We start from the raw sequence: 12,622 nt of genomic DNA on the forward strand, positions 1-12,622 counted from the left end.
CTTACTCTAAATCCACGTTGATAAACTGTTGATGGTTAGGGAAAACAGCTTGCTGAACGAGGCAGCTATCGGCAGGAACAAAAGAGCCCTGCGGATCAAAGCGGGAAATAGGTGACAGAAATGCATAAGCGGCTGCCTGTAGGGAAATGCTACTACCGTTAACGGTAATACGTTCCCGCGCAGGAAACCCATGCAGCAGCAATTTGATATAACGGAACCTGGCAGGATAACTACCGGTTACCTTTTCCAGGGTGAGCTTTTTATCGGCAGGAGTATAAGTGATCGCTCGCTGATAAAATACCCCTTTCTCATGATCGAAGCTTTGTCCGTCATCTTCATAGTATACAAATGTATTGTGCTGATCACCCTTGTACAGATGCAGGAAGAGGGTATCGCCTGGTTTTTCAGCGGTAGACTGTACCAGCGATTGCATGGGAATGATGCTGCTTTCCTTTACAAATACCGGCAGTGTTTTGATACTCAACGGATAAATGACCGCCTGTGATCCGGTGGTCATACTATCTGTGTACAGGTTATACCATTTGCCGGCAGGGAAATAGATCTGCCCGAATGCAGCGGTACTCTCAAAGGGAGCAATCATCAATGCATCGCCAAAACCGTATTGCTGTTGATACCGGGTATCGTATACCTGTGCATCAAAGGTGTTGTTGAGTGCGAGGGTGCGCATAACGGGCATGCCTGTACGCGTGGCTTCGTGCAGGGTACTGTACAGATAAGGTAAGAGGCGGTAACGCAGATTGATGTAGTTGCGGGAGATTTCCAGTACTTCTTCTCCGAAGGCCCAGGGTTCGGCAGATTTGGTATTGATGCCGGTATGGTTCCTGAAATACGGAATAAAGGCGCCGATCTGCATCCACCGGGCATACAGGCTTACTGTAGGATTGCCGGTAAAGCCACCGATATCCATACCTGAAAAAGGCATGCCACTTACCCCCAGGCTATTCAGCAGGCGTATACCTAACAACATATGATCTTCCTCCGCCCGGTTGTCGCCGGTCCAGATGGCACTATATCTTTGCGAGCCTGCATAGGCGGCCCGGGTAAGCATAAACGGGCGTTGCTGCAGTGCTTCGCGGGCGCCTTCATAGCTGGCGCGTACCATCTGCAATCCATAGAGGTTGTGCCCCTGGAGGTGGGTGATAGGATGGCCCTCGTAATTGAATAATACGTTGTCGGGCATTTTCTGGCCCCAGGTGGCTATTTCATTCATATCGTTCCAGATGCCGCTCACACCGGCACGCATATACGATTTTACCTGATCTTTCCACCAGTTGCGTCCTTTTACGCTGGTGAAGTCCGGAAAGTGACACCAGCCCGGCCATACCTGTCCGGTGTAATAGTTGCCATCAGGGTATTTGAGGAAGATGTCTTCCTGCTTCCCGCTTTCATAAGCGGCATATCCGGGTTCTGTTTTGATGCCCGGGTCTGCGATCACGGTAATTTTAAAACCCATCTTATTCAGCTGGTCACTGAGTTGCCGGGGATTGGGAAAACGTTCTTTATTCCAGGTAAAGAGTTTATAGGCATCCATGTAATGAATATCCAGCGTGATACCATCTGCCGGAATCTTTTTCTCACGCAGCGTTTGGGCAATGCGCAGTACTTCCGTATCCGGATAGTAGCTATAGCGGTTTTGCTGGTATCCCAGACTCCACATCGGGGGCATGGGCATACGACCGGTGAGCGCTGTATAGGAGGTGATAATATCTGCCATCCGGGTATGGTAAATAAAATAGTAGTTCATCTCTCCTCCCCTGGCGCCAAAAGAAGAAAACCGGTTATTACTGGCGCCAAAGTTAAAATCACTCTGGAAGCTGTTGTCGAAGAAGATACCATAGTTGATCCTGTGATGGATGCCGATGTAAAAAGGAATGGTGGCATAAATAGGATCCCGGTTGGTAGCATATCCGAATACATCGGAGTTCCAGTTCGTATAGCCTTCTCCTTTACGATCGAGGTTACCGGTTTTTTCACCCAGGCCAATAAACCGTTCGCCTTCCTGCATCTTTTTGTAGGTAGTAACAGCAGGGCCTATCCAGGAAGTATTTAACCCGGATTCATCCTCATTGATGACTTCCCCTGAAGGGGTGAAAAAATGAACGGAAAAAGGATTTTTGGCTACCCTTAACTGCAGGGAGTCTGTGCTGATTTTTATTTCCTGATCCGTTTGCGAGACCTGTACGCGGGTGTCGGCAGGCCGGGCAATAACGGCATAGGAAAAATCCGGTAATAGTGGTTGCTGGTCCATTCTGATGCGGATCACAGCGGGACTGTATACCGTGATTTCCGCAAAGGTATTTTCCGTACGGATTTTTATCTGCTGACCCGATACGTTGACGGTATTGACTTTTCCCGTTGGTTTAACGGGCTGCTGTGCCTGCACCACCAATATGGAGCAGGTGCATAACAGCCAGGCGGATAGTGCAGGCAGAACTTTTTTATACATGGTTATCATTGATTTAAGCGCAAAAAATACCCGGGCACTATTTACATAATGCCTGATGATGCCGGAACAGCTGGTATTGCAGTAACTGAATTTACCGGGAGACGGTGGGTTAATAGAACCGTCTCCCGGTAACAAAAATTAATAGCCTGGATTCTGTACCAGGTTTTTATTGACAGCCAGATCGCTGGTAGGAATGGGGAACAACAGGTACTTCGGATCGTCTGTTGGTTTCAGCTGCCAGGGTTTCAGGAACTGACCGAAACGAATCAGGTCCTGTCTTCTCCAGCCTTCCCAGAATAATTCCCGGCCTCTTTCGTCCAGCAGGTTATTCAGGTCGAGCGTGCCAAACGTGGTGGCGCCACGTTTGGTGCGAAGCTGATTAACAATACCGATCGCTGTTCCGCCATCGCCGTTTCTCAGTAAGGCTTCCGCCTTCATTAGCAATACATCTGCATAACGGAAAAACACGAAATCGTTACTGGCGTTGTTGGTGCTTTTCGAATCTTTTGTGGTAATCAGATCCGGTGGGTATTTCACGACGCGGATGCCAGACATTTCCACCTGGGAACCGGAAGCCCTTAATTCCACTTCTCTGGTAAAGATGAGTGGTCTGTTGCTTCTGTCGAGGATCTTATTGCCATTCTGATCGTATTGTTGTCCTACGAGAAATCCGGTTTTGAGTCCGGTCAGTGCGGTCAGATTAGGATAGCTGCCGCCCAGCCGCGTATCACTTTTTTCGAATTTATCATAGAAGTCAGATAAGGTGGTGAAACCATTCCATCCGCCTGGATCCTGGCTGTAGTGGAGGGTACACATCCATCTGCAAAATACATTGTTGGCATCTCCTCTTGCGGTACTGATACCGGGCCCGTTCTGCTGGGTGAAAATATTTTCTTTGGATACCACATCATTATCGCGGGCAAAGTTATCATAGTAGTTGTTGGCCAACAGGTAAGTACCACTGGCGCTGATTTCATCTGCCAGTTTAATCACCTGTTGCATATCTGCCTGGGTAAAAGTAGGTGTTTGTTTATTCAGGAAAGCCCCCTTGTTGAGGTACATTTTCATGAGCAGAAAACGCGCCGCATCTTTACTGGCGATATAAGCCGGTATCTTAGAAGATTCTGCCAGTGCCGGAATAATGGCAGTAAGTTCTGCGATGATAAAATCAACGGCCTGCTGTGGTTTTAATACTTCGGGTGCATTCAGGAGGTTATCATCCGGTTTCCGGAAAGGTACCTGGCCGTAAAGATCCAGTACGCTGAACATGGAAAGGGCGCGCAAAAAGCGGGCTTCTGCTTCTTGTGATCGCGTAGGCTTGAAACTCAGTACGTTGGTAGCACTGAATTGCTCCAGCAGCAGGGTACTGAATGTTTTCTGGATATGTGCATGATCCGGTGTCCATTTGTGTTCGTGGAGTTCGCGCCATACGCCGTTGTCGTCCCAGTCGCCGCCACGGGTGGGGCCTAAGGCTGCATCTGTAGTCATTTCACACATGCCCCAGGTCTGGGAGAAATCCTGGTAAGGCAGCTGCAGATTATTATAAGCTGTTTGCAACAGCTGGGATGCCTTGATAATGGTATCGGCCTGTCCTTTGGTCAGGGTGGAACCAAGATTTTCATTCAGGTTGCAGGCGGTAAATCCTATACAGCCGGCTATTACCAGAAAGGTGCGGGTTATATTAGCGATCATCATGTTAAGTTTTAAATGAAGGAAGACCTAGAGTGAAAACAGGATACCGAACATCACACTTCTGGCAGTTGGATACGGAGAATACTCAATACCAAAGGAAGAAACTCCATTCACACTTTTATCGGTATTCACTTCCGGATCAAATCCGGTATACCGGGTAATCACAAAAAGATTCTGACCGGTTACATAAACGGCCGCATTCTTTAACACTTTACCCACATTACCGATGTTGTAGGTAAGGGTTACGTTATCCAGTTTCAGGAAGTTGCCGTTTTCGAGATAGCGGGAGGAGGCTGCGGGTGAGTTGGTCAGCGCTTCTCCATTGCCCACCAGTGATTTGGCGATGTTCCTGGAGCCGAGGTTACCGATCGGCAATACGGTATTGGCGGTATTGTTATACACTTCGAAACCAAAGGCACCGTGTGCGCTGGCGCCTAATACCCATTTTTTATAACTCACTTCGGTATTGATACCCAGCAATACTTTTGGATTCGGATTGGAGAGATAATAGAGCTTACCACCTTCTGCATAGATACTGTTGCCTTTGTCGTCGAAGCCTTCAAATTTGCGCAGGTAGAAGGTGTTTAAAGGGTAGCCGTTGGCCAGCCTCTGGGCGGTAGCACCGGAAACACCCTGGCCGCTGATAGAGCCGGTGAGTACGGGTGGGCCTTCGTAATTACGCATTTCATTTTTCAGGAAGGTGCTGTTAACGCCCAGGCGCCAGTTCCAGTCTTTGCTGCGGATGATCTCTCCTTTCAAAGACAGTTCCACCCCGCTGTTGATGACTTTACCTGGTAAGTTGATCCAGTAGTTGGAAGCAGGCGCCGGCTGGATGGCCGGGAAGCTGAATAACAGATTGGTGGTGTTTTTAAAGAAATAATCCACGGTACCGGACAACCGGTTATCCAGGATGGAGAAGTCTACGCCGGCATTAAACTGTTTGGAGCTTTCCCATTTCAGGTCGGGGTTGGGTACGTTAATGAGACTTGCATTGCCGTTGGCGGTGAAGCCGTATTGGGCCTGTGCCGCCCCTGCCGGAAATTCCTGGTTACCGGTAACGCCATAGCCTACACGTAATCCCAGGTTGCTGAAGAATTTACCATCTTTCATGAAATCTTCGTTGCTGATATTCCATTTACCAGCGAAGGAAGGGAAATAGCCGTAACGATTATTGGACCCGAACTTGCTGGACCCGTCTGCCCGCATGGTTGCTGTAACCAGGTATTTGTCGCGGAAGTTCAGGGTTACCCTGCCAAAGAACGACTGCAGTTCTGAGCTGGGATTGCGAAAGGAACTGAGGGTGGTATTGGCCTGGGTAGGTGTCTGGAGGATATCGGTATAATCCACGGCGTTGGTCGGAAATCCTTTGGCACTGACATTCACTCCGGAGTAGGAAAATTTCTGGTACTCAAAACCCACCATGGCGCTCAGGTTGAGCGCGGAAGATACCTGCTTGTTGTAGCTCAGGGTATTATTAAACAGTTCTGTGGTTAATTCAGCCGTGTTGTATAAACCGGCGCCAAGGCCTTGTATATCATTCAGGTTGATGAAAGAAGCGATAGAAGCCCTGCGTTGTCCGGTCTGGTGGTTGACGCTGTACATCATCCGGTATTCCCAGTTATCGTTGAATTTGAAGTAAGGGGAGATACTGGCGAGTATATAGCTGATGCTGGCTTTGTCATCAAAAGCTTCCGACATGGCCAGCGGGTTCACGGGTTTACCATTGGCCAGGATATTCAGGGAGCCATCGGGATTGTTGAGTGGCAATGTCGGGTTCCATTGGAGGGCCTGCCCTACCAGGCTGCCGGTGAATCCGGCATCGTTGGTAATGGGCGCCAGCTGTTCAATGGTTTTGGCTGCCATGATGTTGTAGTCAATACCCAGTTGTTTGCTGTCGAGGAATTTATTCTGACCGCTAAGGGTAGCCGTATATTTTTTCAATCCTGATTTCCGGACGATGCCCTGTTGGTCCTGCATGCCGAAGGAAGCCCGGTAACGGCTGTTTTCATTGCCGCCGCTGATGGCTACGCCCACATTCTGGGTAACGCCGGTGCGGAGGATGCTGTTCATACCATTGGAGCTGGAGCCGCCGTCGCCGGTGAGGTTGTATTGTTTCAGGGCGGTGCGGTATTCGTCGGCATTGAGTACATCCAGTTTTTTCATGATGTTGCTCATACCTACGGAGTAGCTTACATCCAGCCTGGTGGGGCCGGGTGTTCCTTTTTTGGTGCTGATGATGATCACCCCATTGGCGCCACGGGAGCCATAGATGGCGGTGGCGGAGGCATCTTTCAATACATCCATGGAGGCAATATCATTGGAGTTGATAAAGTTCAGCGGGTTGGCATCGGGGGTAATACCGAGGCCTGTTGCGTTGAGGGAAGGGCGGGCTACCCGTCCGTCGAGGGGTACGCCGTCTACTACATACAGGGGCTGGTTGCCGGAACGTACAGAAGATACGCCCCTGATACGTACGGTGGCCGCTGCGCCGGGAGCGCCGCTGTTGTTCAATACCATGAGGCCCGACACCTTACCCTGGATCAGCTGATCCGGGGCGGTGGTGATACCTTTGTTGAAGTCGCCGGCCTTGATCTGGGCGATGGCGCCTGTAACATCTTTCTTACGGGTCGTACCATACCCTACCACCACTACGTCGGTGAGGTTGGTGTTTTCCTGTAATAATTTTACGTCTGCTGTGGTTTTGTTGGCAACATTGATTTCCTGCGGCGTATAGCCGATGAAGGTAACGATCAGGGTAGTGGCGCCGGTTGGCAGGTTGATTTTAAATACGCCTTCGGCATCTGCCATGGTACCGGTTCGGGTGCCTTTTACCTGAACGGAAGCCCCGGGGATGGCACTGCCATTGCCGTCGGTGATCTTACCGGTAATGGTCTTACTCTGTGCGGTGGCGATGGCTTGCACTAACAACAGGAGCATGCCCAGAAAAAGACAGGGAAGTAATCTTGATTTGGTCATAATGTGGATTTTAGGAGCCATTTTAAACGGCTCTGTGTTCTCGTGGATTTAGACTGTTTTTCGGTAATCAATACATTGGACGGTCGCCGTGAAATGAAAGAAGTCTCGCATTTTGAGCAACGTGGATTTATTAACTATCAGTTTTACGTGGATCGATCTTATCTTAATTTATCGCAGCGGTTTGTTTAGTTTTTCTTTATAAACGTGTTGGGTATGCCCCCTGCATCCGTCAAAGTAAAAAAGCAATCACCTGGTCAACAACTTTTACAGGCTAAATATAGAAAATAAATGAAAAAACTATCAAGATATAATTATTAATATATTGATTATTAATTCATTAGAAACAAATATAAATTTTATATATATGGATGATATGTGGGGCTATATCACCGTTTTTTACAGGGCTTTGATCTCCATAATATGGGTTTCGAAGGCCTCATTGGGGACGAGGGACCGCTTCTTGATTTTGGTTTTATAGGCATAAATGGTGTTCACGGAGTACTCCAGAATCTGGGCAATTTTTTCATTATCGGAAATGCCTAAACGGATCAGGGCAAAAATCCGAAGGTCGGTATTCAGTAATTCGTGTTCTTTTAAAACAACCTGGTTGTCTTTATCAAACAAACTATTAAACGCAGTGACAAAATGCGGGAATATCTTCAAAAACACCCGGTCGAAGTTGGTAAATAGTTCTTCCCGCTCCTGCCGGATATTAATATTATTCACCACGAATTTTATTTCACCGGGTTTATTGTCCGCAATTTTTTGTTCGAGGGCCTGTTTAATCTTTTCAATTTTGTGGATATAGCCGGCATTGGTGTTGAAACAATAACCTACATATTCTTCTTTAATCCGGTTGGCTTCTACCAGTTGATTGTTGATTTCCTGCTGTTTCTGATGGGCGGCTGTAATAATCCGCTGGGCAGCCTTCAACTTCCGCACCTGCCGGAATACGGTTACCGCCAGCACAATTACGGCTATCAGCAATAAGGTCACAAAGAAGGCATAGATCAGTAATGATCTGGTTCTTTCTTCGGCGGTATTGATCCGTTCCTGCTCTATAATGGGTAAAATACTACTTACCTGTACTTTCCTTTGCCGGGCGCCATAGAATACGGCTTCGGCAATGGCCTTTTCTATAAAATGAGAGGCGTCTTTAATATCGCCCCGTTCAAATAATAAAGTGGCCAGGGTATAAATGGCCATGGTTTCTTTGGTAGATGACCGGATATCTGCAATAGCCGACCGGGTCATCAGCATAATAGCCGTATCGGTCTGATGATGAGCGAGGTAGATGGAGCCCAGGGTACAGGCAGATATAGCCAGCTGCCGGTCGTTCAGCCCGGGTTGGTCCAGGTTGGGAAAACAGGCCAGTGCTGCCGGCAGGTTACCCTTTTTGAAATACTGTAATCCTTTATTGTATTGGTAGGCAAAAGAGCCGGGTGGTAGTAACTGCAGGGCAGAATCCACATAGGCGGTTCCCTGGCTGATATATATAGGTGTGTAAAACCGGTCCTGGCTATAGTCGGCCAGGTCATAGTAAAAGCGGCTCTTCATCAGGAAAAACCGGGTACGGATACTATCCGGCATGCCGGTGACATCAATGTTGTTGAGGAAGGCTGCGGTTTCGGTAAACATCCCGGAAGATAACAGGATAAACCCCTGTTTTATCCGGGCATCCGTTATCAGTACGGGGTCGTGCATACCGGCCGCCAGCTGCTGCAACAGCTGCGCATATACGAAAGCAGAGTCGAAGCTGAATACCTTGTATGCTTCATACAGCTGCTCATACACCCGGAAACGCTGGTGGGGATCATTACCCGCCGCGTGCAGGGAATGCCTGATGCTATCAATACTGCGCATTTTGAGCGCGTCATAGGCCGGCGCCTTTTCGATAGTACGGTGGAGTACCTGCAATAAACTGTCGGCAGGAGTTTTCCCATACATGGAAACAGCAAAGGTCATGAGTAAGATCAGACAGCCAAGGACACGCTTCATAAATTGATAAACCGGATGATAAAACTGATAGTGGTCAGCGCTAAATTTAAGCGACTTTTTTGATATAATACAACCGGAAAGCAGATGTCCTGGTAAAGCCGGATCAGCTTAGGAGGGTTCCCTTTTCAGACTGTAATTGAGTGAACCTTCTATGGGTAACTGGTTTTTATCCAGCTGTTTAAGTTCCTGGTCCCCTACCCGCAGGAAGAAACGTTGCAGGTTTTTGTCTTTGTCGGGATTGAGCTGGATAATGGTGGCATCCGGATTGGCGGCATTGCCCCGTAAGATGCTATAGGTGCCCTCGCTGGTAAGTGTTTCGTCGCGGCCGGATTTCAGCCCCTGATATATTTCTTTCATCCTGAACTGGAAGTCTGGTTCCTCCTGCTGCATATGGAGGGTAAGGCTGGTCACCACACCGCTGCAGTCTGCACAAGGCAATGTGCCGGTAAAGGTTACCCAGGTGGCCGTGTCGGCGGAAGCGGAAGAGAGGGCGGTTTTGGAGGAGGTACCTGCCTGCCGGCAGGCTGTTATAAGGATGCTTACCAATAGTAAATGAAAGTATTTCATAACAAATGGTTTACACTAACTATAACAGGCGGCCGGGGTTATTGTTTTTCAGGAACCAGGGCGAAGAGGAAAAACTGGCTTTCTTCTGCCGGAGAAAAATTATCGTCTGCTACAAACACAAGTGTTTGCTGGCCGTTGGGCAGCCGCGGACCAAAGGTGACGCCTTCAATATTATCGATATACCTGCCTAAAACCGAGAAGTCAAACAACAGGGTTTTGGTAGCGGGTTTAAAACGGGTATCCTGCTGCAGGGAGTTAATATGACTTACATCGGTAGCGCCGGAGAGGTTGGTAAGAAATACTTTAATAGTACAGTTTTTTACGCCAACGGAAAAAGAACGTTCAATGCTTAACAGCTGATGGTCAGACAAAACCAGTATATCAGCAATACCATTTACATGAAAGCCATTGGCAGGTGTAGGCGGATGTGCTACCGGTTCCAGTTTATAGGCATACTGCGCTACCGGTTGCCGGCTGCGGTTATCATACCGGATGATGCGCGTATAGGCGGTAGTATCGTGTATACCTGCTCTGGGTCCATCTTCGTACCGGGGTTCTTCCAGGCTTACCAGTGTTGTTTTATAATCTGGTGTAAAGCCCAGTCCTTCAAATACGCCATTACGCCGTGGCCCGTTTTCAGCAGCCTGCATGGCAAATGCAGCCGGCAGTGCAAAGGAATCTATATAACGGCCATCCGGACTGATTTCATATACCCCGGGATTGGTGAGCAGGGTATCTTTAGCGGTGACAATCCGTTCTCCTTCACTGCTCCATACCATACAATTTTTTTTCGCATTGTATCGCAGGGCTTCCGGATCAGGTGTAAGCGCGGGATTGGTTTTAAAGTCAGGGTAGGCAGTTCCGTCTGGTTGCCGTAAAGTGGTGACCCCCGTGATTTTTACACTGTCAAAAGCAGTGGCAGAAAAATAAAGCTTAGCGGTGTAGAACCGGGCCGGATTTCTTTCGGAGCGGTCGTCACAGATCAGGTAGTACTGCTGGCGGGCAGCATCATAATCGATGCCGGACAGGCCACCTACGGTCGTGTTATTAAAAGAAAGCGCATGCGGAAGGGTATATTGCCCGATAAATTTTAAGGTACCGATGCCGGTAACGGGTTGGGTTGTTTTGCGTGTGCTGCTGCAACTGATGATGCCTGACAATAACGGAACAGCCCACAAAAGCCAGTATTTTTTCATGCCGGCAAGTTAGGAAATCCTGTGTATACAAATAAAAAGGCCGGTTCGGAAGAACCAGCCTTATACCATCTGACCAACTCGTGCTATACATCAGGATTTGATAAACAAACTGGCGATAGCAACAGCCTGTGCGCCGGTTAACGGCTCATCAAATGATTCGGATGCATTTTTATCGCCCATATTATTGATTGCTGAAATATTCACATTCGCCTGCACCGTTGTTTCTTCGCCGGCATATACCGGGTCTACTGCGCTGGTAGCAATACCGCTTTGTTTCAGGGTGATCCATGGGCGCAGGTCTACTGTTTCGGCGCCCAATTTGTTTCGGCTCCGGCGCATGGAGCGGATGTGTGCTGCATGCCTTGCTTCCACGGAGTGGATGTTGAGCGCTGCCGTCAGCACATCACCGCTACCTGCCAGGTAAATGGCCTGGCCTTTGTAGGCGCGTACGCCGGTATCTTCAAAGGCCTGTGATAGCGCCAGAAATAAATCGTAGTTACTGAAAACAGTGGCAAAGGTGCCACCGGCTGTGAAGTCGAAAGTAGGACTGGCAGCGAATCCGCCCATACCGCTTAATACATTCTGCAGGAACTTGACATGTGCCGTTTCGTGATTGCTGATGGTGGTAATAGCGCCTATGCCTTCGGCCGGAATGAGTCCGGTGGTCTCCAGTCCTTTTTTGTAGAAGGCGGCTTCCAGGTATTCCAGGGTAAGGGCCAGTGATAGCACTTCCTTTACACTGGTGCCGGTAGCCTGCCGGGCATAGGTTTTATTAAACATACTGCCCAGGGCAAACGGAATAGCTGCCAGTGCTATTTTACCACTAATGTTGGTAAACTGTTTCATGGCGTGGCGGCGTGTATCCAGTTTGTTATATACCTCCGGATCGATTTTTTCAATTTGCTGAAAAATATTGAAGAGATCCATATGTGTTGATTTAACAGATGAAAGAAGAAGAGATATTATGCCGGTAACGTGTTTGTATTGATCTTCGTTTTTATAAAACCACCTGCTATGGCAAAAACCTGTGCCGGTGTTTTAGACATTTCCAATCCGTTTGCATCTATTACTTCTGCATTGGCGAAAGAGCCATTGGAGATCAGGTCGCGGATATAGGCGGCATGCCGGGCTTCTACCGACACAATTTTGCCGGCCAGGCCCAGATAGGTTTTGCCGGCTTCGGTGGCGGAGATAAACCGGCCGGCGCCATTATAGGCCGATACGCCGAGGTCTTCAAATGCTTTTGCGGTAGCGAGCACACTATCTCTTTTTCCAAAATCAACTTTGCTGAAATCAACTTCCAGTGCGGGTATGGCGTTCCCGGAGAGGGCTGCTTTAAAAAATTCGCGATGTCCTATTTCGTGATTGCGGATGTCTGTAAAAAACGATACTTCTGTTGCGGTCATGCCGGCAAACTGGGAAGCAATCACCTGTGTGTAAAAGGCGGCTTCGAGTTGTTCCAGTGCATAGGCATAGTTGAGTACGGCAATGTCGCCACTACCCAGACTAACGCCATCGCCTATATTATTATCGTTATCATCATCTTTATTACAAGCTGCAAAAGAAGCTATCGCAGCGAGGGAGGCGCCGGCGCCGAGGTATTTGAGAAAATGCCGGCGATGCAAACCGGGCATAACTTTCTTACCCTCTTCCGGAGAAGGTGTTTTCATCAAGTCCATAAGATAAATTTTTAGTGAAGAATAATAGATCACACTGCGCTGTTATA

General features: G+C 48.5%; 8 protein-coding genes. All 8 read right to left on the reverse strand.

All coding sequences use genetic code 11. The features are described 5' to 3' along the window. Window position 1 precedes the first annotated feature (1 nt). Window positions 2–2,467 (reverse strand): glycoside hydrolase family 31 protein, encoded by a 2,466-nt coding sequence (locus OL444_RS03625; RefSeq protein WP_264734596.1) that lies wholly within the window; start codon window positions 2,465–2,467, stop codon window positions 2–4. Between the two features lie 138 nt (window positions 2,468–2,605). After that, the gene (locus tag OL444_RS03630) at window positions 2,606–4,159 is read right to left on the reverse strand and encodes a RagB/SusD family nutrient uptake outer membrane protein (RefSeq protein ID WP_264734595.1); all 1,554 of its coding nucleotides are present in this window, start codon (window positions 4,157–4,159) and stop codon (window positions 2,606–2,608) included. A 27-nt stretch (window positions 4,160–4,186) separates the two neighbouring features. Then, window positions 4,187–7,135 carry a SusC/RagA family TonB-linked outer membrane protein gene (locus OL444_RS03635; protein WP_264734594.1) on the reverse strand — a complete coding sequence of 983 codons (2,949 nt, stop codon included), beginning with the start codon at window positions 7,133–7,135 and terminating at the stop codon, window positions 4,187–4,189. A gap of 396 nt (window positions 7,136–7,531) precedes the next feature. Next, complete coding sequence (gene susR / locus OL444_RS03640) at window positions 7,532–9,133, reverse strand: SusR family glycan utilization regulator (RefSeq protein ID WP_264734593.1); 1,602 nt, start codon at window positions 9,131–9,133, stop codon at window positions 7,532–7,534. Between the two features lie 108 nt (window positions 9,134–9,241). Further along, entirely contained in the window at window positions 9,242–9,700 is a 459-nt protein-coding gene (locus OL444_RS03645; RefSeq protein ID WP_264734592.1) for a copper resistance protein NlpE, read from the reverse strand. 38 nt (window positions 9,701–9,738) lie between these two features. Continuing rightward, window positions 9,739–10,896: an esterase-like activity of phytase family protein gene (locus OL444_RS03650; RefSeq protein ID WP_264734591.1), complete on the reverse strand. Its 1,158-nt coding sequence runs from the start codon at window positions 10,894–10,896 to the stop codon at window positions 9,739–9,741. Window positions 10,897–10,986: 90 nt separating this feature from the next. After that, a complete protein-coding gene (locus OL444_RS03655) occupies window positions 10,987–11,823 on the reverse strand; it encodes a ferritin-like domain-containing protein (protein ID WP_264734590.1) in 837 nt (278 codons plus the stop codon). A 35-nt stretch (window positions 11,824–11,858) separates the two neighbouring features. Next, the gene (locus OL444_RS03660) at window positions 11,859–12,575 is read right to left on the reverse strand and encodes a ferritin-like domain-containing protein (protein ID WP_264734589.1); all 717 of its coding nucleotides are present in this window, start codon (window positions 12,573–12,575) and stop codon (window positions 11,859–11,861) included. Window positions 12,576–12,622: the final 47 nt, after the last annotated feature.

It is taken from the genome of Chitinophaga nivalis, assembly GCF_025989125.1.
Lineage (GTDB): Bacteria > Bacteroidota > Bacteroidia > Chitinophagales > Chitinophagaceae > Chitinophaga > Chitinophaga nivalis.

What these genes read in the sequence shown, in the direction of transcription:
- OL444_RS03625 (WP_264734596.1), bottom strand. Translation starts at nt 2,467, where the DNA reads ATGTATAAAAAAGTTCTGCCTGCACTATCCGCCTGGCTGTTATGCACC.
- OL444_RS03630 (WP_264734595.1), bottom strand. Translation starts at nt 4,159, where the DNA reads ATGATCGCTAATATAACCCGCACCTTTCTGGTAATAGCCGGCTGTATA.
- OL444_RS03635 (WP_264734594.1), bottom strand. Translation starts at nt 7,135, where the DNA reads ATGACCAAATCAAGATTACTTCCCTGTCTTTTTCTGGGCATGCTCCTG.
- susR (WP_264734593.1), bottom strand. Translation starts at nt 9,133, where the DNA reads ATGAAGCGTGTCCTTGGCTGTCTGATCTTACTCATGACCTTTGCTGTT.
- OL444_RS03645 (WP_264734592.1), bottom strand. Translation starts at nt 9,700, where the DNA reads ATGAAATACTTTCATTTACTATTGGTAAGCATCCTTATAACAGCCTGC.
- OL444_RS03650 (WP_264734591.1), bottom strand. Translation starts at nt 10,896, where the DNA reads ATGAAAAAATACTGGCTTTTGTGGGCTGTTCCGTTATTGTCAGGCATC.
- OL444_RS03655 (WP_264734590.1), bottom strand. Translation starts at nt 11,823, where the DNA reads ATGGATCTCTTCAATATTTTTCAGCAAATTGAAAAAATCGATCCGGAG.
- OL444_RS03660 (WP_264734589.1), bottom strand. Translation starts at nt 12,575, where the DNA reads ATGGACTTGATGAAAACACCTTCTCCGGAAGAGGGTAAGAAAGTTATG.